General features: G+C 48.6%; 15 protein-coding genes. 9 read left to right on the top strand and 6 right to left on the bottom strand.

Features of this window, described 5'->3' with window-relative positions; genetic code table 11:
- Nucleotides 1–633 precede the first annotated feature (633 nt).
- Nucleotides 634–1773 carry an acyltransferase family protein gene (locus tag LLG96_05640; GenBank protein ID MCE5249685.1) on the top strand — a complete coding sequence of 380 codons (1140 nt, stop codon included), beginning with the start codon at nt 634–636 and terminating at the stop codon, nt 1771–1773.
- A gap of 646 nt (nt 1774–2419) precedes the next feature.
- Here LLG96_05640 and lpdA read toward each other — a convergent pair.
- Entirely contained in the window at nt 2420–3814 is a 1395-nt protein-coding gene (gene lpdA, locus LLG96_05635) for a dihydrolipoyl dehydrogenase (GenBank protein ID MCE5249684.1), read from the bottom strand.
- A gap of 307 nt (nt 3815–4121) precedes the next feature.
- Between lpdA and LLG96_05630 the strand changes: the two genes are divergently transcribed.
- A complete protein-coding gene (locus LLG96_05630; protein ID MCE5249683.1) occupies nt 4122–6185 on the top strand; it encodes an alpha/beta hydrolase family protein in 2064 nt (687 codons plus the stop codon).
- A gap of 43 nt (nt 6186–6228) precedes the next feature.
- Complete coding sequence (locus LLG96_05625; protein ID MCE5249682.1) at nt 6229–7440, top strand: metallophosphoesterase; 1212 nt, start codon at nt 6229–6231, stop codon at nt 7438–7440.
- A 93-nt stretch (nt 7441–7533) separates the two neighbouring features.
- Here LLG96_05625 and LLG96_05620 read toward each other — a convergent pair whose 3' ends face one another.
- Both LLG96_05620 and LLG96_05615 read right to left on the bottom strand, forming a co-directional pair.
- The gene (locus LLG96_05620; GenBank protein ID MCE5249681.1) at nt 7534–8157 is read right to left on the bottom strand and encodes an RloB family protein; all 624 of its coding nucleotides are present in this window, start codon (nt 8155–8157) and stop codon (nt 7534–7536) included.
- On the bottom strand, nt 8157–9527 hold the full coding sequence (locus LLG96_05615) for an ATP-binding protein (protein MCE5249680.1): 1371 nt from the start codon (nt 9525–9527) through the stop codon (nt 8157–8159). Before LLG96_05615 ends, LLG96_05620 begins: the two co-directional genes overlap by 1 nt.
- Before the next feature lie 373 nt (nt 9528–9900).
- On the opposite strand from LLG96_05615, the gene LLG96_05610 reads away from it, so the two are divergent.
- Complete coding sequence (locus tag LLG96_05610) at nt 9901–11919, top strand: heparinase II/III family protein (GenBank protein MCE5249679.1); 2019 nt, start codon at nt 9901–9903, stop codon at nt 11917–11919.
- A gap of 177 nt (nt 11920–12096) precedes the next feature.
- Here the strand turns inward: LLG96_05610 and LLG96_05605 are convergent, their stop codons facing one another.
- From LLG96_05605 to LLG96_05595, 3 genes are all read right to left on the bottom strand, one after another.
- Nucleotides 12097–12507 carry a PilZ domain-containing protein gene (locus tag LLG96_05605; GenBank protein ID MCE5249678.1) on the bottom strand — a complete coding sequence of 137 codons (411 nt, stop codon included), beginning with the start codon at nt 12505–12507 and terminating at the stop codon, nt 12097–12099.
- Between the two features lie 223 nt (nt 12508–12730).
- Nucleotides 12731–15235, bottom strand: coding sequence for a glycoside hydrolase family 9 protein (locus tag LLG96_05600; GenBank protein ID MCE5249677.1), 2505 nt, complete (start codon nt 15233–15235; stop codon nt 12731–12733).
- A 203-nt stretch (nt 15236–15438) separates the two neighbouring features.
- Entirely contained in the window at nt 15439–16572 is a 1134-nt protein-coding gene (locus tag LLG96_05595) for a dipeptidase (protein ID MCE5249676.1), read from the bottom strand.
- Nucleotides 16573–16806: 234 nt separating this feature from the next.
- Here LLG96_05595 and LLG96_05590 point away from each other — a divergent pair, with 234 nt between their 5' ends.
- From LLG96_05590 to LLG96_05570, 5 genes are all read left to right on the top strand, one after another.
- Nucleotides 16807–17682: an ROK family protein gene (locus tag LLG96_05590; GenBank protein MCE5249675.1), complete on the top strand. Its 876-nt coding sequence runs from the start codon at nt 16807–16809 to the stop codon at nt 17680–17682.
- Nucleotides 17675–18730 carry an SIS domain-containing protein gene (locus tag LLG96_05585; protein MCE5249674.1) on the top strand — a complete coding sequence of 352 codons (1056 nt, stop codon included), beginning with the start codon at nt 17675–17677 and terminating at the stop codon, nt 18728–18730. The genes LLG96_05590 and LLG96_05585 overlap by 8 nt, the downstream gene beginning before the upstream one ends.
- Nucleotides 18731–18760: 30 nt before the next feature.
- The gene (locus LLG96_05580) at nt 18761–20020 is read left to right on the top strand and encodes an MFS transporter (protein ID MCE5249673.1); all 1260 of its coding nucleotides are present in this window, start codon (nt 18761–18763) and stop codon (nt 20018–20020) included.
- Nucleotides 20021–20534: 514 nt separating this feature from the next.
- Nucleotides 20535–20861 carry a hypothetical protein gene (locus LLG96_05575; protein MCE5249672.1) on the top strand — a complete coding sequence of 109 codons (327 nt, stop codon included), beginning with the start codon at nt 20535–20537 and terminating at the stop codon, nt 20859–20861.
- A complete protein-coding gene (locus LLG96_05570) occupies nt 20858–22867 on the top strand; it encodes a hypothetical protein (GenBank protein MCE5249671.1) in 2010 nt (669 codons plus the stop codon). The genes LLG96_05575 and LLG96_05570 overlap by 4 nt, the downstream gene beginning before the upstream one ends.
- The last annotated feature ends 72 nt before the right edge of the window (nt 22868–22939 follow it).

The following is a 22939-nucleotide window of genomic DNA, read 5'->3' as shown; positions in this document are numbered from 1 at the left end:
GGTATATCAAACTAATCCAGACTATTCCCGCGGCGATTATCAATGCTTTCAATTTCATGATTTCCTCCTTCTGCTCTTTTATCCACTTTCACTTATGACAACAGAATCATTCCGAAAAGGTTACAGAGAAAACATATTATGACATGATTAATATGATTGTATTTAGTTGGGGAAAAAGCAGATGCGGTTATTATAGCTGATAATAAAGGCAGAAAATGGGTCAGGAGTGCTGTCATACCCTTTAATCATGTCATGTAAAGAAAAAACTATATTTGACATGATTTACATGATTGTATTTGAATAAAAAGAAAGATGCTGCGTACCATTATTATGGCAGCAACTGCAATAGAAGGCAGGAAATGGAACAGGAAGGATGATTCCATGACGAACTGATTATATTACAATCGATTAATACAAATCAGAAAATGGATGGATACAAGCTGTCGAAAATCAGATCACGAAAAAATACTATTTTACGCATTCATATCATGAATATGGTTTTTTATTGCCCGTACATCGTTCATTTTTTAAAATAAATGTTCACTTTTCGGGAATTATTCAGGTTGAGAATCCGTCTCATATGACATAAAGTTGAAAGAGAATAAAAAAAACAACCCCCAAAACGGAGTATTTATGACAGCAGACACTAAACCTCACTTGGCGTACATCGATAACATACGGATTCTGCTTATTTCACTCATCGTTCTTCTGCATCTTGCAATAACCTATGGCGCACCCGGCGGCTGGTACTATAATGAGGTCAGGTTCGACGATACGGACACCCTGTCAAGGCTCGTGTACATATTATATAATGCAACGGTACAGGCATTTGCCCTGGGTTTCTTTTTCATGATTTCCGCTTATTTTACTCCCGCATCGTATGACCGTAAAGGCGCCGGATCGTTTCTCAGGGGACGGTTCTTGCGGCTGGGAATCCCCCTCTTATTTCAAATCATTGTGATAGAACCCGTTCTCATTTACACCCTATGGGGAAAAGGCCGCCCTTTCCTGAAATTTATCGGCGATTATGTCAGAAACGCCCGATCACTTGGTGTGGGACCTCTGTGGTTCGTGGAAACTCTGTTGATCTTTGCCGTACTCTATGGTCTGTGGCGGCTGGTGACGAAATCCCCCGCCTCCCAGCCGCGTAAAAATACCGATGTGCCGGGAAATATGGCGATGGCTGTCTTTGCGCTGACCATAGGAATCATCTCGTTTATCGTCCGCATATGGCTCCCTGTCGGCTGGACAAACAAACTGCTCAATCTTCAGTTCCCCCATTTTACACAGTACATCAGCTTCTTTATTATCGGAATCGTTGCGTATCGAGGTAACTGGTTCGAGCGGCTGACGGATAAACAGGGCAGGTTGTGGTTGATCGTTACGGCGATTCTCCTGGGGCTGTTCCCCGGTCTTATATATGTCGGTGGCGTGCTGGGAGGTATTCAGTCTTTTATAGGCGGTCTGACCTGGCAGTCTTTTTCTTATGCGGTGTGGGAGCAGTTTGTATGTGTGGGAATGGTGACCGGTCTTTCCTTCCTGTTCCGGAAAAGATGCAATATGCAGGGACCGCTCGCAAAAGCACTGTCCGCAAGTGTATACACTGTGTATATCTTTCATGCGCCGGTGCTGATTTTTCTTTGTCTGGCACTCAAAAACATCACTCTGTATCCGCTCCTTAAATTTGTCGTGGTTGCGCCGATAGCACTGTCATTGTGTTTCCTGCTTGCCACCGGCATCAGGAAACTACCTCTCGCCAGAAGAATTTTGTAAATGTATCTATCCCGATCTATGCACAAAATCTAACAGAGCGCGGATTTTCGCGGATCGGACGGATTTTCTTGGATTTTTATTTTTTATCTATATCTTTTAGATGTTAACGTTTAATAATTGTTAATGACAGTATAAATAATATGTTATATATTTATTTGTATCTTCGTGTCTTCGTGGTTAAATATAGGGTATCTCTAAAAATATAAAAAATGATGCCTGTTTTCCCGGAACGGCAGTGTACGTATAAGATTTTCCGGTAAATCCCCCCGCCGACTTTGTCGGCGACCCCCTTATCGAAGGGGGTATAAACCATTGAGGCGCAATCAGTACCGTTCCCCCTTAATAAGTGGGATGTCCGAAGGACAGGGGGATCAGGAGCACCACAATACACACAATAGTACCGGAATAGTTTCATCCTGCGTATATTTTTAGAGGCTGCCTATAGTCATGAATAACATTCATGACTATAAATAGTCACAACGAAGGATGAAAAATGTATGCAGGCTGCATATGGATTCCCGATTAAAGATTCGGGAATGACGGTGTTCCAGAGACTCCCGACGCCAGACCGGGGCTTCAGAACCGGGAACCATAGGTGCATTTTCAGATAAATCCGGGCTATCACGAACAGCATGCTGTTCATCTATCAGACATTGATGGAACGCCCCTCGACAGCACGCATGACATCGAGCACCATTTCAGAAAGTGTCGGATGGGCATGAATCATCGAAGTGATATCACCCGATTTCAGCCCTGATGCTCTGGCAAGCAGGAGCTCGTGGATAAGCTCCGTAGCGTTATGGCCCACGATATGAGCGCCAAGAATATCCTTCGTCTCCGGGTTGTACAGCACCTTTACAAAACCATCCGTCCGCTCGATTGCCACAGCTTTGCCGCTTCCCTTGTAAGGGAAAACGGCTTTCCGAAAAGCAACACCGTTTCTCTGCGCATCGGATTCGGTCATGCCGAAACTGCCAATCTGGGGCTCGGTGTAGACCGCCGAGGGAATCGTAAGGGGATCGAGTGCCGGCTCGGGATGAAGACCCGCGATGTACTCCACGGTGATTTCGGCCTCCCTCGATGCGACATGGGCGAGGAGCGGAGTCGACACGACATCGCCGATGGCAAACACACCATCGGCGGCGGTCAGGTAATAATCCCCCACAGGTATGAATCCCTTCACGGTATCGATTCCGATGTCTTCAAGCCCGATACCATCGGTGTTGGGAGTTCTGCCAGCGACCACGAGAACCTTGTCCGTCTCGACGGTTTTTTTGTTTCCCTCCGTGTTCTCGAGCGATACCGATAACGTTCCGCCCGACTTTTCAAGGGAGTGTGCGCGGGTTCCGGTCAGAGCGGATATGCCTTTCCTGCGAAAGGATCGTTCGAGCACGGCGACGGTTTCGTCATCCTCACGGGGAAGTATGTGGTTCATCATTTCGACAAGACAGACCTCGACGCCGAACGCATTCATGATATAGGCGAATTCACAGCCGACAGCTCCGGCGCCTAGAATGATCAGCCTCCGGGGAAGCTCCTGCAGGAAAAGCGCCCCTGTCGAAGTGAGAACACGATCCTCATCGAATGGAAAACCCGGAATCTCCAGAGGACGCGAACCTGTGGCGATAATGATATTTTTCCCCTCGATCCGGGAACCGTCATCGAGAGATACCGCGCGAGGGGAAACAATCCGTGCAGCCGCATGAATGAGCGGCACATTGTTTTTCTTCAGGAGGTACTGAACGCCCATCGACAGCATATCCGCGGCTTTCCTGGATTTCTCATAGACCCTGTGGTAATCGAATCCCCCTGTGTCAACGGCGACCCCCATGCGTTCCAGCTCCGAGCGGGACAGAAAAATCCCGGCCTGATGTATGAGACTTTTCGTGGGGATGCATCCGACATTAAGGCAAATCCCGCCCGGTTTATCCTTCTCGATAACGCAGGCTCTCAGTCCAAGCTGTGCCGCCCTTATTCCCGCCACATATCCGCCGGGACCCGACCCGATAATAATGACATCATATTCAGCAGTAGCGTTCATTGTTTTATTCCTGTATTTTTGAGGTTTGACTAATCGAGATACATTTTCAATTACATGGCAATCCCGTACTGTACATATTTAGGCAACTTTCCGTACAAGATACAAGAAAAAAACCTGTCATCAATGAGAATCACTCCAAAAAACTTTTTAAATCCTGATTATCAAAACAGTACCGGAAAAATTCCCCCAATGCACGTTTATCAAATACTGTTTTCTTTTTCCCGGGGACTTTTGTATGTTCACAGACAGATTTTTGGAAAAGATAAATCGCTTAATCCCTTTTTTCAGCTAATATGGAGGAGATTATATGCCGATTACATCCCGATTACTCGTTTATAATTTACGGGAAATCATTGTCCCGGTTTTCTGTTTTACGGTGCTGTCTTGTGCGAGTATTCTTTCCGCTCAGCCCGCTCCGGAGGCATTGACTGTTTTCACGAAGCCGCCGGTCGAGGGTAAACGGATCACACCATACCTCCGGTATCAGGTCGACACGGCATGGAAATGTGATGAACTGCGGAGAGCACGGCTTGCCTCCATCCGTACCGAAGCGGATTTACTCCAGTTTCAGCGCGAAACCCGCGAGAACCTTCTCGATGCAATCGGCGGCCTGCCCGATTCTAAAACACCGTTGAACCCCCATATAACCGGCACGTTGAACATGGACGGATACCGTATCGAAAAGCTGGTTTTTGAAAGCCTGCCTGGTTTTCATGTCACATCGCTTGTCTATGTGCCTGACGGCCCGACTGTCCGGAGACCGGCGGTGCTTGTCGCATGCGGCCATGCCCCGACAGCGAAATCGTATCCCGCATACCAGAAACTGTGCGGCCGTCTCGCAAAAAGAGGGTATATCGTCCTCTGCTGGGACCCCATAGGACAGGGCGAACGCAGTCAGTTCTTCGATCAGGGACGCGCCGACAGCAGGTACAACAGGGTATGCGGCGAACATGCGGTGCTTGGCAATGCAGCCTATCTTGCAGGGGCGAACCTTGCCCGGTGGGAGGTCTGGGACGGCATCCGCGCCCTCGATTATCTCTATACCCGTCCGGATGTTGACAGCACACGGATATCGCTCACCGGCAGCAGCGGCGGCGGATTCCAGACCGCCTTCATCGGGGCGCTTGAAACCCGTATCGGAGTAGTCGCTCCATCGTGTTACATCACTGCCCTGCCGATGAGAATGAACAACCGGATATTCGTCGACCCGGACAGCGATCCTGAACAGGATGTGTATCGAATGATTTCCTCGGGCATCGATCATCCGGGTCTCATGCTCCTTGTCTTTCCGCGGCCACTGTTCCTGAGCGCGGCGATCGAGGACTTCTTCCCCATCGAGGGAACACGCAAGAGCTACCGTGAGATCGCAGCACTTTACAACATATTCGATATTCCGGAGCGAATTGCTATATCCGAAGGTTTTCACAGCCATGAGTATTCCGATCACAATCAGAACGAAGCGTTTGCTTTCATAGATTCGTTCAACGCCATGCCGGTGCACGCGGGGCTCGATTCGACACGGGTGCTCACTGATCAGGAGCTGTGGTGTACACGTTCCGGGCAGGTTCTCACCGAGTTTACGAACGGCAAGAACCTCATGGACATCATCAGGGACTATTACCATGAGCGTAAAGGGTCTCCGAAGGTCAGCCTCGAATCGGTTTATTACGGCGATTATTATCCCGGGATACGGACATGGCCGGTGGTCCGTTCTGACGGCAGGCTGCCCCTCGATACGATCGCATGGGAAAAAACGGGAAGCACAACCACGAACGATGTGGTGATCGACCATTACCTTATCCATCACAGCGGGCGGCTTACAATACCTCTCCTCCATATCCGCCGTCAGAACGATAAAGGCGACCGGGTGCTCCTGTGGTTCACATCGCGGGGAAAGGTCACGCAATCTGACTGGCAGACAGTAATGAAGTATCTCGATACCGGATACCAGGTCGTTTCATTCGATTTTCGGGGGCTCGGAGAAAACACGATGCTTTACCGGGTTCTTTCGATCGATGATCCCTCGCTGGCAAAGATTGATTTCGCAGAGCAGTACTTCAGCCCTATTTCAGGCGTTCTGGCCAACTATATCTATAACTCGTTACTCACCGGCAGACCCTATTTTCTCCAGATGATCGAAGACGCGGAAATAACCGCCCGGTTTGTCAGCGAGAAGCTCGGCGCCCGGATATGGATAACCGCTCCCGGAGACGCATACACTCTTGCATCGTACATAGCCGATGTTTTTCCCGGAGTGAAACTTCTTGAGGACCGGAACGAATCGGTTCTCCGGTGGTCGACGATCATCGAGGAAAAACGGGAAACATGGCCGATACAGAACCTCCTGCCTTTCGGGGCGTATATACGGTAAACTGTCACTTTTTCCGGTTCTGATATGGACCATGAGGTAATTCATGCCTTTTTTTATCATCATTGCAATCGGTATTTTTACGCTGATTTATGGATATGTAGGCTGGAGAATCATCATTCCTCTCCATCTTTCCTTTCTGTGGAATATTATTCTCTGGTCAGCGCTCGTGCTCTGTATTTTCATGCCGCTCCTCGCCATGTTCCTGAGATTGAGCGGGTACAAACCCTTTTGGAGCACGATCATTACCTGGATTGCATATGTGACTCTCGGATTATTCACCATAATTTTCCCCCTGCTCGTTTTCCGTGACATCGCCCTCCTTCTGGGCGAAGCTGTCCATAAAATCGTCATCTTTGTAATGCATACGGTGAAGGATGACCCAAAAATCTTGGTACCCGACAATCCCGACCGTCACCGCTTCCTCGTCAACGCCCTCAACATGGGTATCATCGGTTTGACGGGGGTTCTGGCAGGATATGGCCTCTACGAGGCAAAACGAACCCCGGGAACTAAAAGGGTCGCCATGCTCGTACACAATCTCCATAAGGACCTCGAAAAACTCACGATAGTTCAGATTACCGATTTCCACGTCGGCGAGACCGTCACACGGCCGTTCGTACAGACCATCGTGGACGAGGTCAACAAACTCGCGCCGGATATCATCGTTTTCACCGGCGACCTTGCGGACGGTACGGTCGAATCACTCCGTGAGGATGTGGCGCCGCTTGCCGGTTTATCAGCTCCATACGGCGTTTTCTTCGTCACCGGAAACCATGAATACTATTCGGGAGTCAAGGCATGGATACAGGAAATACGGAGATTAGGAATGACAGTCCTTCTCAACGAACACAGAATGATACGGTATGGCAACGCCCGTATTCTCCTGGCGGGAGTGACCGATTACGAAGGCGGACGGTTTTTCCCCGATCACACATCGAGTCCCGAAGCCGCTCTGGCGGGCGCAGATCAGAGTGATGTAAAAATACTACTTGCCCACCAGCCGAGGAGTATTTTCAAAGCAGCCCGTGCGGGATTCGATATCCTTATCTCCGGGCATACCCACGGTGGGCAGTATTTCCCCTGGAATTTCTTTGTGGGTTTGCAGCAGCCCTATACCCATGGACTCCACCGCCATGAAAATACCTGGATATACATCAGCCGCGGGACAGGATACTGGGGTCCGCCTTTCAGAATCGGGCAGCCTTCGGAGATTACGGTTATCACCCTGACCGGACAGGAAAAAAACGGGATGTAAGTGTAGAAAAATAATGAAAAATTATTCTGAGGAAGGTATATATGAATAAAAATACTCTTTTTAGGCTGGAAGTATTATAAGATATTCTATATCTCATTGTATTTCAAGGAGTTTTTCCATTAATTTATAGACGGTTGAACCATTATTCTCCGGCCACAATCCATTTCTTGTTTGATCAAGCTTTTTTGCATTTTCAATAGCATACTTTACTTTATCAACAAATTTTTTTGGATCATATGTACTTTTATCATATTGGGGATAATGGTTTTTCAAAAGATGTATACACTTATCTTGAATTCTTATGGTACATTTTAGTTTTGGTTTTTTTTCAAAATGAAGAAGCAACCAATACTCAAAACATGGATTACTGGCAGCATATCCAAATTCATATTTTTTACATAGATTTCCTGCTTCAGTCAGTTGTATCGCTTGGATATCTTTTGTTTCTGGTGATAACTCAGTATCGACAACCACCCATATTTCATCACCTTTCTTTAAACTGCCTTCTTCCTTCTTTTTATAGTTTTTAGCAGCTTTAACGACAGAATTAGGATCTGTCCCGACTCTTTCATCAATTATTTTAATACGGATATTATCAGAATTGAATTCATTAAAATATTTTGGTTCTGTTTCCTTACCTTCTGACGATATAATAAATACTTTCTTTTGTTCTCTATTAGATCGCCTTCGTGAAAGAGGTCTTTTAAATGAACTCATCAATCATTCCCCTTCTTTTGCCCAATGTCTTTAGAAATAGATAACATAGCATTAGAGGGAAGCACAATATTCGGAATTCCGTCAAATCTACCAATTAGGTAGTCGTTACGTAATCTTTTATCTTTCCTGACATTTTTGAAATCGCTTAATGAAGATAGTTTAGTGGCACCGTGCTTATCCCTTTCAGTAAACCATATTTCGTCTCTTCGAAATATAATCTGATCCAGAAGCATAACATCATGAGTAGTAAAAATCAACTGAGACCTTGAATTTTCGTTACAACATGACAGATAAGCTTTCAATAATTTTTGGGTTAATAAAGGATGTAAACTTCTGTTAAACTCATCAATAATAATAACTCTATTAAGTTTCTTTTTGCAAAGAAGATAAAAAGCAGGTAACAGATCAATCAAACGTTCTGTCCCATCGGATTCCTCACCAAGGCTGAATTCAATAGAGTCTCCCGATTCGTCAATATGTTTTGTTAATTTTTGAAGTCCAATATAATTATCTTTATTCTTATCTATTCTTAGGCTTTTTAAGTCAATTTTAAAAGATTTAAGTATGTCTGCGTCTATGAATCCTTCAGAATTTTCAATAATTTTTTTAGGTATCGAAACTTCATTTATTTCAAAAGATGATAAACCAGTATCTAGTTGTTGTAACAAGTTACTTAGATACTCTATCATTTGTTTGTTTGATGAATATTTTTTTGAAAAAAGATAACTAGCTTCAGGACTTATTATTATAAGTTGAATAAACCAATCATATACTGATTGCAAAATATCTAACTCTTTATGTTCTTCTATTCTTATATCATTTACATTGCTAAGATAAAGCTTATTTGAAAGTGTACTATCTGCAATAAAATCTATATATTGTTTTGCATTAGCAACACCATTAGTTATTCCCCAAGCAGGATAGTTAAAATCATATTTATTTTTTTCACGTGTATAAATCTTTTTTGATGTTTTCTTTCCAATATTAAATAACCATTCACGCTTAACTTCTTCAGAAGTTATCTCAAAACCATATTCATAAATATTTTCATTAAGAAGTATCTGAAAAACAAATTTCGATGGATTTTTCATTGTTTCAGAACTAAGCTTAAATGGTTTTACTTCGATTTTTTGGTCTTTAGATATTCCTGAAAGAATATATTCACGTGCAAAACCAATAGCCTTTACAAAGTTTGATTTTCCAGAGGCATTACCTCCGAATAACTCCGAAACCGGCAAAATCATTTTATTATAGTTGTTTAATTTTGCAACACGCTCAGAGTGTTGGTCCTCTCTTCCATTTGCAATCATCGAAAAATGTATTTCTTCCTTGAAAGAAAGAAAATTTTCTACAGAAAAAGAAATAATCATTTTATACCTCTCTCTTTAATAATTCAGAGAATATTTCTCGTATTTTGCCCTATATATAACCAATTTAAACCTTTTTTTATAATATTCAAGAGATATTTTCACTATAAACATATTTTTTCTTACGTTGATTTTTAGCCAGATCTATTCATAAGATTTATGGCAACCTCTATTATTCTCTCTGTGGAAGCAAGGATGAAAAATCCTCCATGATTTATAACCGCCTGATTACTATAACTATCTGACATTCATTTATAGTGCTTTATCCAATCATCTATTTCAAATATTCCTAAAACTCCGTATATTCCCCGAAGACAACGACATGACAGCTGATATTTATAACAAATAACCGGATGTATTGACCGAGGAGCCGACAATGAATCTATTACGCGTATTCATCCTTGCCGCATTGTTCCTTATGCTTCCATATCACCGGGTTATAACGGCTCAGGGGAAAACCGCCGGCACGGTCAAGCTCCGGGCACTCAAACCGGAGGAAATCCTGTCGAAGCTTGACCTGACCAAGCCGGGGCTCGAAGCGGTAAAAACGGCCTACGAAAAAGGCAACCGTCAGGCAGCCCTCACCGGACTCCTGACATATTACCGTAACCTCTACCCTCTTCCGGATACCCTGCAGGGCGGCAGAGAAGCCGATCTGAGTAAGGCCGACCAGATAGTCCGGCACGTGTTCCAGTGGGGACCTTACGAAGCCGCTGATTACGGCGATTCCATGAACTGGGAATGGGACCCGCGGGGAGACATCGAATGGGTAGCGGCCGTGTACCGGTTTTACTGGGCGCTGCCGCTTGCGGATGCCTACCGGGCAACCCGTGACGAGCGATATGCACGGGCGTTTGTCGATCTTACAGGCGACTGGATCGCCAAGCATCCCCTCGAGAACCATGAGAAAACCCACCCGGTATACACATCGTGGCATGGTTTTGCCTGGCTCGACATCCAGACCGGCATCCGTGCGACGAACCTGTGCACCGTATTTAAAACCATGGTGCATTCAAAGGCTTTCACTCCTGAATTTCTTGCTGTTTTCCTCGCAAGCATGTACGACCACGAAATTAAAACCGAGTTTCTGCCTATGGGCGTGGTTCACAACAAGGCCATTTTCGAGCAGCGCGGATTCGTCAATGTCGCCTATACGTTCCGCGAATTCAGGGATTCCCGGAGATGGATGGAGCTCGCGGTGCAGCGGACAGAGGAAAATCTCCTCGCGCAGACCACGGGGGACGGAGTCCAGCGTGAATGGTCTGGAGGTTATCACCTTGGCGTGCTGAGAGATGCAGTGGAAATCATGGGGCGCGCTGAAACGTTCGGTATACCCGTTTCCGACCGATATCACGACCGGGTGAAAAAAATGTACGACTACATCTTCGCTGTCGCGACTCCCGACCTCGGATGGGCGATGTTCGGCGATGTGAGCAGACCCTATCCGTCCGACACCGACCGTTCTCACCAGCCGTTCTACCGTACGCTCATCGAGGCGACCGAGCTCTTGGGCGATCCGAAGTACGATGCCCTCGCCCGGCTCGACAGAGCGCACCTTCCGGCGCAGACCAGCTATGCTTTCTCCGAGGCGGGAATGTATATACTGCGGAACGACTGGGGGCCCGATCAGATTTATTTCGCTCTCCACTGTTCTCCGCCCGCCATTTCGAGCCATGATCAGCCGGACAACGGAACATTCGAGTTGTATGCATTCGGACGGTGGCTCATGACCGATACGGGCTTTTTCACGTACGGCCACGATCCCGATAAACGGGCATGGCACCGTCAGACCAGCGTACACCAGACTCTGACGGTCGACGGGAAAGATACGAAGGTGGACGGAAGGCTACTCCTCTGGTATCCATCGCAGAGTTTCGACGTTGTGGTGGTCGAAAACGGCTCCTATGAAAACCTCACCCACCGCCGGACGATATGGTTCATCGACAGATCGTTTTTCGTCCTTCTCGATGAGGCAATCGGGAATATGAAGGGCGTGCCGGAGCTCCATTTTCAGCTTGCGGAAGGAAAAGCGCAGGTCGATACGGACCATAAACGCGCGGTAACCTCATTCGACGATGCGAATGTGCTCGTCTGGGAAAATCCCGCGGCCCCGGTTACCGTAAAAGAGGAAGAGGGCTGGTTTGCATGGCAGTACGGTTCACGGCTGCCGAGAAAGGCATTGTGCTACGAGTATACCGGCTCAGCGCCTGCCGTTTTTCTGACATTGCTCGTCCCGTTCAGGGGAACCGAAATCCCCGAGGTTTCGGCGCTACTGCCCGATACGGTCAAGGCAGGTGCAGACAGAATCGAGGTGGAAGTCCGCGCATTCGGGAAAACATGGCTGGCGGGCCGTGACCTGAAAGAACGGAAAGCCTGGTGTACACCGAAGAAATGATGAAATATCAGGATGGTTTCGGGCAGGTTTATATTTTACATATAGATAATTGATGACAGATGCTGAAACAAATTCAGCATGACAGCGCTTATGTCACCCTGAATTTATTTCAGGGTCTATTACATTATAAAATTATGCTATAGCAGATTTTTCAATCAATGACAAAATTTTGTGTCACTATTCACGGGGGAAGTCTTTTGCGTATTTTGTGATCCACTCGGTGGCGGCCTGCTCGCCGGTGAGCTTACGGCCTTCCTTCTTCAGAACCTCCTGCTTGTACTCCTCGATATAGCATACCTGTTCTACCATGCGGACACGGTATTCAACATCCGTTTCCCTGAATTCAACGCCGATGTCGTACTGATCTCCGTTCTTGCGGCACCAGACAACAATACCCTCGGCCTGAAAAACCGGTTCACGGATCGGGATGCTGATATTGATTACGGACCCCTGTTTTATATAGACTCCTGACCGAAAGGACAAGCCACCATGACTGACGTTGTACAGATAGTCCTTTCTATGGGCAACGACATCCTCGAGATCGTAGTGAATCGGTATATCGGAGGGATGACGAATAAACTGGCGCATTTCTTAAATTTCCTTTTTACGATGTTATTCCAAGTTATGGTGATGCATGTTACTATATCGAATCAATGATGATAGATACTAAAATAAATTCAGCATGACGTACTGATCATACATCCGTTACCCTGAACTTGTTTTAGAGTCTATACTATATAAAATGAACGTCCGGGTCTTATTTCAATGATTGACTCTTGGTATATATCCCCTTTTTCTTTAACGCCCGATACTATCGAATCGTTTCACGCAACGAGGTGAACCGGTATCCCTTTTTTTCAAGCCCGGTTATGAGCGAATCGAGCCTGTTGTAGAACTTGTCGGTTCTCCGGGGATCGGTGCCGAAATGAACGAGCAGGATCGTGCCGTTCAGCCCTGAAGCATCATGCGCCTCGAAATCCATGAGCCGTTTGTAGAGGTCATCGCTGCTGTAATACGGCCCGCCCTCGACCGGAATCGTCCAGTCCTGATTCACCCAGGTCTCCGGCGTCAAATTTATCAGCTTTAACCCGTACTCACTGCACCAGGAACTTATAGTATCGTTGTACCACTCGTACGGAGGCATGAAATAAGGAGCATCCTCTTTTGTTATGCCGAATTTCGCCATTTCGGCATAATTCCCTTTGAGGTCGGTCAGGAATTCCTCTTTCGCAACGAGCGTCGAATCCCTGTTTTCCCATGGAGCATAAAGAATATGTTTGTCCGAATGGGCGCCGATATACATCCCGTCCTTTTTCAGAGCCCGTATGATGGGGGCGAATTTTTTATTACGGTAGAAATCACCGGTGAAGAAAAACGCCGCCTTGATTCCATGCCTGTTGAGCACCGTCCTGATTGTTTCGTACCCGTCCACAAACTCGTGCGCGGTAAAAACGAGATTTATCTCTTTCCTGGCCGGGTCGGTGCGGACGATTCCACCATATTCGTACACAAGACTCGAATTACTCCGATTTTTCATCCCGTCCTTCTGCATGGCAGAGAGATAATAGGTCAGGCTCGCCGTGCCATCCATGGTTGGTTCATTCGTCGAGTAATCGCCGTAATCGTCATGATAGACCGCAAGGTCGGACTGAAACTCGGAATATTCGTCACCGCCGTGCATCTCGATACCGATCAGGCTGTTGAAAATCGACGCATACACGGGGCCGTCAACGAGCCCGCCGTACACCTGATAACCATAGACAGCCGAAAAGGCTGAATGGGTGTCTTCAGGATAATCCCCGTGAGCGGGAAGCCCGACAATCATGCTTGTTCCCCAGGGATTGCAGCCGAAAAGCCAATCCCGCATCGCGGCTTCCATCTCCGCATAGGTTCTGTCCCCTGTTACCTCGCCATACAGGCGGCACTGGGTGATAAGAGCCGCCACGAGGTTGTTCGAACACCAGATGTACGGAACACCCATGAGAAACATATTCCCTCTCCCCTTCTCATACACCGCATCGAGACCCTTCTTCATGAACGAGGCAGATTCCCGCGCATCCGCACTGTCACCTGACCCGGCCAGATGGTAATGGCCGAGATTGACGAAGGGATACCATTGGTAATGACGGGCGGTGTCATGACCCATCCAGGGAGTGACCGGCTCGATCCTGCCGTAATCATACGCTTCTTTTCTGTGTTTTTCCTCACCTGTCAGCGAAAAGACCTCGTACGCGGCGAGCTCCATGTCATCGGTCCAGTTGTCCTCCTCATAGAAATAAGGTGCCCGGCCGGGAGCGGTCTGACAAACACCGGGATACCTCATACCATAATCGTACGCATCAACCGCTTTTATACGGAGCATCTCTGCATAACCGGGATCGTACTGTTTCAGCAGCTTCGAGCCAAGGGCAAAAGCCGAGGCGTATTTACCGGAGGCGGAAGCAATTCCCGTCGTCCTGTTCTTGTGCTCGAAAACGCCCTGAGGACTCCCGGTTATATAATATACGGGACGTTCGAGCCCCTTGCCGTAGAACGCCGAATCCCGCGACGGGAGGCGGAATCCAACGTGGTCGCGGTCATCGGCGATCTGGTTGAACATGATATTCTTGCCCGGATTCATTTTGGCAAGCCAGTCAAGTCCCCATTTCGCTTCATCGAGAATATCGGGAATACCGTTCGGGCCGGGGTCGCCGTTCCTGTCGAAACGGTCGCCGAACGATCCGGGATTCTGCTCGTATGCAAACAGCATCTGGTATGTCGCGTTCGCGGAAGTGGTCACATACTGGAGGTAATCGGATGCATCGTGCCATCCTCCCGTTACATCGATGTGGGTCGAATCCCGTGTGGGATGGTAGATGATGAAGCCGTCATGAGTATGGCAGGAATCCCTGAGGCAGGGATTGTACCCGCACTGCTGCTGGCGCATGTAATTGAGGAGATAATCAGCGGTACCGTCGTACACATCGTTCGAGATTCTGAAATGGGGAGACTGCACGCCGCCAGCGCTGACATAATATGCCCCTTCCCGTGAAAATGCGGAGAAATCGAGACGATAACCATTCGAAAACGCGCCATAGGGCCCATACTCCGCCGGGCTTGTTTTCGGGACATAGACAATCTCTCCGGTAAGGGCATCGCGGAGATCGAACGATGTAATCCGGGCGGAGTTTTTACTGACAAATACGGCAACCTTAATCGATTCGGGAAGATACCCGAGCTGGTTAATCCGTATCCAGCTTTGAGCTTCGATACCTTTCCCCGATAAACACAAAAGTGTCATGATGACGGTAATGGAGCAGAGAATGGAATTCCTCATAGCACGGATTCTCCGATTTTCAGAAATATATCGATCCCTGATTATTCATGAAAATATTTAACCACAAGAGTATAATGCGGTATAATCGATTATTAATACTATCCTGAGCTACAATCAATTGTCGATACAAAAAATGTATAAAAAAATATCATATCAGCGTAAATCCGCACAATCCGCGTTCTATTATAATTCAATAGCATGGGCTATTTTCTCTCATCCCGCACGTTCGCCGCGATCTTTTCAACCTCGCGCCAGACGCGGAGCAGATTTCCGCCCCAGATTTTTTCGATGTCTTCACGGGAATATCCGCGCCGTACGAGCTCGACGGTGACATTCATGCATTCAGAGGCATCGTTATACCCGGGTATTCCCCCGCCGCCATCAAAATCGGCGCCTATGCCGACATGATCGATTCCGATGAGATTGACCGCATGATCGATGTGATCCGCGAAACTTGCAAGGTTCGCCTCCTCCGCCGGTTTTTTCACATAGCCCCCGTATGCGACGACCTGGATGACACCGCCGTTCCCCTTGAGAGCCCGCAACTGGTCGTCGTCAAGGTTACGCTCGACATCACACACGGCGCGGCAGCCCGAATGGGACGCGATAACCGGCGCCTTCGACACGGAAAGGGCATCGTAAAACGAGTTTATTGAAACATGCGAAACATCGACCATCATGCCGAGCCTGTTCATCTCCTGGACGACCTGTTTGCCGAAATCGGTCAGGCCGCCGAATTTCTCCGCCGGAATTTCCTTCGATCTATTGGAGGAATCACCCAATTGATTGTACCCCATATGGGTGAGCGTTATATACCGGGCGCCGAGATCATAAAACTCTTTGACGCGGGCGATGTCCATGCCGAGCGGGAAACCGTTCTCGATACCTATCGCGGCAACGAGCTTGCCTTTTTTGTTGATCCTGACCACATCATCCGGTGTTAAAGCGAGTTCGATGAGGTCCCCGTTCAACTCTTCACACATGCGGTGAATAGCCCCGAAGAGCAGCAGGGCTGTTTTATATGCCTCGGCATACTCTGCCTCCGTGAGCTCTTTCTGGCCGACCCACACGGCAAAAAAGACCGCATCGAGACCGCCCTCTCGCATCTTGACGAGATCGACCTTGCGGTTTTCAAGCCGTTTGCCTAGATCGAGCACATCCTTTTCAGGGTCTATTTCAAGATCGACATGGGTATCGAGTGTCAGAATGCTCTCGTGGATTGATTTGCCCTCACGGACAGCCTCTTTCTCGGAAAGCATACGGTTCAGCGGGGAAGACACAGACACCTTCACCGCACCGGCCATGACTGCGGCGGCAACGAAATGACGTCTTTTCATTGAGTTATCCTTGTCATGTCTTATAATGGAAGCGAATATTTCATCAATAATACCCGAATGTGATTCAGTATACGTATTTTTGGAAAGACAGTCAATTCTGATAACGGTATTTATTTGATTTCCTCTGCTCATTGTATTATCGTTACCCGTACAAAACTGCGGAGATGAATTTTTCAAATCTCCGTACGGGAATATATCATTCTATATAGTGTAATTATTTTACTCGGGTACTTTATGGCAGATAAAACATTTGTCGGTGTCGATCTCGGCGGAACGACGATAACCGCAGGCGCCGTCGCCGACTCAAAGATACTTACCGAAAAAACCGTTCCGACCTGTCCCGACCGAACGGCAGACGAAATCTGCGGAACCATCGCCGGTCTTATCGGAGATGTCGCCAACGGACACAGAATACAGGGCATTGGGATCGGTGTTCCCAACCCGGCGGGTCCCGAAAGCGATGCGCTTTTCCTCGTTGCAAACATCCCGGCTCTCGAAAGCTACCCCTTGAAATCACGCCTCACGGATCACTTTCACGTTCCGGTCTCTCTCGAGAACGATGCGCGGTGCATGGCCCTCGGAGAACACCGTGCCGGCGCCCTGAAAGGATGCAGTCACTGTATCTGCATCACACTCGGAACAGGGCTCGGGTGCGGTATTATTGTCGACGGGAAAATCTACCGGGGAAGCTCATACGGCGAGGGCGAAATCTGGAACATTCCATGGAATGACGGCCTCATGCTCGAGGACCGGGTCGGTCTCCGGGGACTGAAAGCGATCTGTAAATCAATCACCGGAAGCGACATCGAACCATCCGCGCTTTACGAGCGTTATCGTGACGGCGACAAGCAGGCCGGAGAAATTTTCGACCGTTACGGCGAAACGGTGGGTGCGGTCATGGTCATGATTCTCTCGACCCTCGACCCGGAAAGGATCGCCATTGGCGGCGGAATCGCAAAAGCATTCGATGCATTCCGAGACGGTATGGCGAGAAATGTCGAAAAGTCATGGGGTAAGGATGCGCCCCGTAAAATTGTTCCCGCAGCGCTGTCGAGCAGAGCAGCGATACTCGGTGCGGCTGCACTGATCGAGGAGACAGTATATGGATGACACACGGTTTGTGAGAGAAATCAGGATGCAGCCCGATGCGCTCAGAAAGGCAGCGGATTTTTACAGTTCTCGCGAGGGGTACTCCCTCCTGACGGCAGTTGCGGAAACAGCCCGGTCGAAGCGAAAGATTGTATTCACCGGAATGGGCACATCGCTCTATGCTCCGTACTTACTCGTCAGGGAGCTCGCGGGAATCGTACCGGACATTGAAATCCACGACGCCGGGGAACTCATTCACTTCGGCCTTGATTGCTTTCACGGCGACGAACTCCTTGTCGCGGTCTCCCAGTCCGGAGAGAGCGCGGAGACAAAGCAGGCGGTCGGGGCGCTGAAAGGCAGGATAAGCACCGTCTCGATTGTCAATAACACCGCCAGTTTCATGGGCATGAACTCCGATTTCGTTCTTCCCCTCCAAGCCGGTGACGAAGCTTCCATTTCCACAAAGACATATACCAACACCCTCGCAGTGCTGCTCCTGCTTGCCGAGTCCATACTGTCGAAAGAGCCGGGTAAAGTCATCCGGGGAATCCGTGAAACGGCCGATATCATGGAGAATACACTCGAAGCGACCAGTGAGCTTGCACAGAGCGCGGTGAGCTTCTTCGGAGGCTTCGACTCACTTCACCTCATAGCCCGGGGAAGCGACCTCGTTACCGCCCGGCAGTGGGCTTTGACCCTGAAAGAGGGCGCGGGAATATTCACCGAGGCGCTTTCGGCGGGGCTTTTCAGGCACGGCCCCATCGAGATGGCCGGGAACGGCCACTATGCCGTCTGTATAGCTTCGCGGGTGAATCAATGGGAGCTTACGGTGAATCTGGCGAAGGATCTCGCACAATACGGAAGCAGGGTACTCCTCATTACCGACGAGGAAAAACCGGATGTTGAATGTTCAAACATGCTGCCGGTATCAATCAAATGTCCCGATCCACGGTTCTTTTCAATGCTGTGCGCACCTCTCAGCGGTTTATTCATTCATGAAACGGCGAAAAGGAGAGGCAGGGAAGCCGGGATATTCCGTCACATACAAAAAATCACCGCACGGGAATAACACACTACCATCCGCCCGAAGGCAAATGTCATGAAACGGTATCGCGGCCTTGTTTTTCTCATTCTTGTTGTATTTTTCGTTATTTCGTTCCTCACAAACATTCTCGGCCCGATTATTCCCGATATCATCGACAGTTTCAAGCTCAACCTGACTCTGGCCGCCCTCCTGCCCTTTTCCTTTTTTCTTGCGTACGGATTCATGTCAATACCATCCGGCTTCGGTGTCGAACGGTTCCATGAGAAACCAGTCCTTGTGGCATCTTTTTCCGTCGCTTTCGCGGGCGCCCTCATTTTCGCCCTGTTCGCAGACTTCCGGATCGCCATGATTTCGCTCTTCTTGATCGGTGCCGGAATGACCATGCTCCAGGTGACACTCAATCCCCTTCTGAGGGTTGCCGGCGGAGAAGAGCATTATGCTTTCAACATGGTCATGGTACAGCTCGTATTCGGTTCGGCCTCCTATATCAGTCCCCGGGTCTATTCGTATCTGGTCACCCGCCTTTCAGGGAATGCCGCACCCGGCAACGCTCTTATATCATTCCTGTCGAAGGTTGTGCCACCGGGCCTGGCATGGATTTCGATATACTGGATATTCGCTGTTATCTCGCTTGCGATGCTCCTCGTCATGGTGCTGATTAAACTTCCGTCTGTCGAGCTGAAGGACGATGAACGTGTCGGATCGTGGGAAAAAAGCCGTAACCTCCTGAAGAACACCACCGTCATCATGTTTTTTATCGGAATTTTCGCCTATGTCGGCACCGAGCAGGGTGTCGCAAACTGGATATCGAAATTCCTCGCCGTCTATCATGGTTTCGATCCTCATATAACCGGCGCAAAGGCGGTTTCATGGTTCTGGGGACTCTTTACCGCGGGCACCGTGCTCGGGCTCATTCTCCTTAAAATCCTCGACAGCAGAACCGTGCTCATCATCTTTTCGGCCGGCGCGACCGGGTGCCTGACCGCCGCTCTTTTCGGCCCTGCTCAGGTTTCCCTCTATGCTTTCCCCCTCGTGGGATTCTTCGCTTCGTCGATGTGGTCAATCATATTTTCCCTCGGCTTGAACTCTCTGAAAGAACATCACGGCGCGGTATCGGGGATTTTATGCACGGGAATCGTCGGGGGTGCAGTCGTTCCCCTCATTATCGGAGGACTCGGCGATATGTTCGGTCTCCGAAGCGGCCTGATGTTTCTGTATATCACGCTCGGGTATATATTGAGCATCGGCTTCCGTGCAAGACCTCTCGTAACGAACGAAACGATATTCACGAAACGCGCTAAAAACCGGTCATGATACCGGTGCCTGCTCTATACTCTTTTTCTATTCAGTCTCCGCAGAAAATTCGTACTGAATTTCGTAGAATTATTACTCTGACTCTCGGTCTCTCTCCCGTAAACAGGAGAGGGAAGAAAAGCATTATATCAGGGATCAGTGCATGTGAAAGAGAATTATTAAAAGGTTTCGATCGGATAATTGAAAGCGGATTTTAGCGGATTAAACTGATTATAGCGGGTTTTCACTTTTTCTGACAATTCCGTATCGTGTTTCCTGTGTCTTTGTGGTGTAGTTATTTCCTGCATTCGTATAGCAAAATACAACCGGAAAAAACTATCAAATATTTACCAGAAATTATCTTGACCTCAATTCATATCATCAATTATATTAGCAGGAATTGTTAATTTTTGGTATTAATTGAACATATATCGATTAATTATCAAGAATATATGAATTGCAAGTACAATACATATTCTTTCCCCGTCTCGTGTAGGTTTTAAATCTCATTTGAAGTTTTACAGGAGACCGCCCCATGCATTCAGCCGAAAACATAATTTCCAGAATAATCGATCTCGATTCAAAGGCTGAGAATATCCGTTCCGAAGCACACGCCGAAGCCGGCAGAATCAAACAGGATACTCTCAAGCGTATAGAAGATGAGAAACTGGCTTTACAGAAGCAGATAGCCGAAAAAACCACCCGAATCAATGACGATGCCGCCCGGAAACGTGATGAAGAACTTGACCGTGTACGGAAAGAATATAAAACGATGGCGGAATCGGTTAAAAATCTCCCCCGCGAATCGGTAGACCGCAGCGTAAACCGTATTATCTCCAGGATAAAGGGAAGCACACCATGAGTATCGAGCGGATGGAAAGCATTCTTTTGCTCGTTCCGTCAAGCCACCGCGACAGGTTTGTCGAATGGCTGTACCGGGAGCGCCAGGTCCATATCGATGAATTCAGGGAGACCCCCGAGAACTGGTCCGAACGTTTCAGCCCGATCGAGGAGGATTCTTCTCATGCCGATATTCAGGCGTCAAAACTCCAGGGGGTAGTCGATTTTCTCCGCGAAATTCACAAGACTCCCGGAGATTTTCTGGAAAGCCTGTTCCCCGTCCGGATGCTCGCATCTTCCTGTGAGATAAAGGAAGCCGCCGATGCGGTCGATCCCGACTCACTTGCATCCGCCTGCCAGAAACTCCAGAGCGATATCGAATCAGCCGAAGAGCAGCGCATACATCTTGCCGCGGAACGTGACAGGCTCGGCGAGCTCGATGTTCTTAAAGTGGACATCAGCCGGCTGAGAGCGGTCAACCATGTCGTTTTCCACCTTGTCGGAGTGACCGGTCAGGCACAGAAATCGTTTCTGAACGACACCCGTCTTTCCGAGCAGAATATTCATGTCGAACAACTCTCCGTCAGAGGCAACACGACAATCTATATCATGGTCGCTCCTCCCGCCCTGTCGGAATCACTGAATGAAATCATCATCGATTACAGCCTCCGTGAAATTGTCCTTCCCCCGATTCAGGGAACGGTAACCGAAGCCATCGCATCGCTCGAAGAGCAGATACAGACCGCACGGTCACGGGAAAAGGAACTCCGTGAACAAGGAGCAAATCTCTCGAAAGAATGGATACACAGGGCTACGCTTACCCACATCTACTGGGAGAGCGAGCGGAACCGTATTATCGACCAGCAGCACATGGTGACATCGAACAACCTGTTCGCCGTCCGGGGATTTATCAGGGCAAACAGCATCGATGAATTCAGGGCGCGCCTTGAAGCTGAGTTTCCGTCAGCCGAATTTGTCCCCGTTCAGACCTACGAAGGCGAAGAGCCGCCGGTGAGCGTTTCGTGGAACAATTTCCTGCGGCCCGCCGGTCTTCTGGTCAAGATGTTCGGACTGCCGTCGTACCGCGGCATCGACCCCACAGCGTTTCTTACCCTGTCATTCCTGACCTTTTTCGGCATCTGCTACGGTGATGTTCTCTACGGCGTCATGCTCATTCTTCTCGCATGGTGGCTCAGGAAGCGGTTCCGTGACCAGAAGGGGCTTGTCCAGTTCTTCAGGCTGTTCACCTACGCCGGTGTCAGTACGGTCATATTCGGTTTTGCAGTCGGAAGCTGGGGAGCCGATCTGCCCATGTATTTTGGCGAAGGCAACGTTGTCGATAAACTGCGGTTGAAGCTGTGCCTGCTCGATCCGCTCACGAAACCGGTAGTAGCGCTCGGAATCGCTGTCGGGATCGGAGTGACCAATCAGCTTTACGGGATATTCATGCGGTTTCTCCGGGACTTCCGGAGAGGGGACATCGCATCGTCCATCTATGACGGTGTCCTGTGGCTCGTGTATCTGATAAGTCTGATCGTTCTTGCGCTTTCTCTGGTTATGAAAGGGCCGCGGCTGGTCACCATGCCGGCACTCGTCTTATTCATTATCGCCGCCATCGGCCTCGTCCTCACCCAGGGTCGCGATCAGAAGGGGCTGGTTCCGCGTTTCATCGCCGGTGTGGTCAGCCTGTATGGTATCATGGGCACTTATGGCACAACGGCGTTTGTAGGTGATGTCATCAGCTATTCACGATTGATGGCGCTCGGCATGACGACATCGGTTGTGGGCATGTCATTCAACATTATCGGCGGCATGCTGAAAGAAATACCCTATGTGGGCTGGGTGTTATTTATTGCTTTGATCATATTCGGGCATGTTTTCAATTTTGTCATGAGTATACTGAGCGCCTTTGTACATTCGGCGCGGTTGATTCTGCTCGAATGGTTCAGCAGGTTTTACGAGGGAGGCGGCGTTCCCTTCAAACCATTCGGATTCAGCAGCAGCCGTCTCGACCTGACAGAGAATTAAAGGGCGGTGAATAGTTTCTGACGCTCCCGATGATGAAGATCGGGCTTTATCCCAGGCATTTGAGGTCATGCA

The sequence above is a fragment of the bacterium genome, from assembly GCA_021372535.1.
Classification (GTDB): Bacteria; Latescibacterota; Latescibacteria; order Latescibacterales; family Latescibacteraceae; genus JAFGMP01.
Note: the sequence above shows the minus strand (reverse complement) of the source record. Positions and strands in the feature narration are given on the sequence as shown.

Excerpts from the sequence above, each read along its gene's own strand:
- LLG96_05640 (MCE5249685.1), top strand. The coding sequence starts at position 634 with ATGACAGCAGACACTAAACCTCACTTGGCGTACATCGATAACATACGG.
- LLG96_05605 (MCE5249678.1), bottom strand. The coding sequence starts at position 12,507 with ATGCGCCAGTTTATTCGTCATCCCTCCGATATACCGATTCACTACGAT.
- LLG96_05595 (MCE5249676.1), bottom strand. The coding sequence starts at position 16,572 with ATGAAAAGACGTCATTTCGTTGCCGCCGCAGTCATGGCCGGTGCGGTG.
- LLG96_05615 (MCE5249680.1), bottom strand. The coding sequence starts at position 9,527 with ATGATTATTTCTTTTTCTGTAGAAAATTTTCTTTCTTTCAAGGAAGAA.
- LLG96_05575 (MCE5249672.1), top strand. The coding sequence starts at position 20,535 with ATGCATTCAGCCGAAAACATAATTTCCAGAATAATCGATCTCGATTCA.
- LLG96_05590 (MCE5249675.1), top strand. The coding sequence starts at position 16,807 with ATGGCAGATAAAACATTTGTCGGTGTCGATCTCGGCGGAACGACGATA.
- LLG96_05600 (MCE5249677.1), bottom strand. The coding sequence starts at position 15,235 with ATGAGGAATTCCATTCTCTGCTCCATTACCGTCATCATGACACTTTTG.
- LLG96_05630 (MCE5249683.1), top strand. The coding sequence starts at position 4,122 with ATGCCGATTACATCCCGATTACTCGTTTATAATTTACGGGAAATCATT.
- LLG96_05610 (MCE5249679.1), top strand. The coding sequence starts at position 9,901 with ATGAATCTATTACGCGTATTCATCCTTGCCGCATTGTTCCTTATGCTT.
- LLG96_05580 (MCE5249673.1), top strand. The coding sequence starts at position 18,761 with ATGAAACGGTATCGCGGCCTTGTTTTTCTCATTCTTGTTGTATTTTTC.
- lpdA (MCE5249684.1), bottom strand. The coding sequence starts at position 3,814 with ATGAACGCTACTGCTGAATATGATGTCATTATTATCGGGTCGGGTCCC.
- LLG96_05570 (MCE5249671.1), top strand. The coding sequence starts at position 20,858 with ATGAGTATCGAGCGGATGGAAAGCATTCTTTTGCTCGTTCCGTCAAGC.
- LLG96_05625 (MCE5249682.1), top strand. The coding sequence starts at position 6,229 with ATGCCTTTTTTTATCATCATTGCAATCGGTATTTTTACGCTGATTTAT.
- LLG96_05585 (MCE5249674.1), top strand. The coding sequence starts at position 17,675 with ATGGATGACACACGGTTTGTGAGAGAAATCAGGATGCAGCCCGATGCG.
- LLG96_05620 (MCE5249681.1), bottom strand. The coding sequence starts at position 8,157 with ATGAGTTCATTTAAAAGACCTCTTTCACGAAGGCGATCTAATAGAGAA.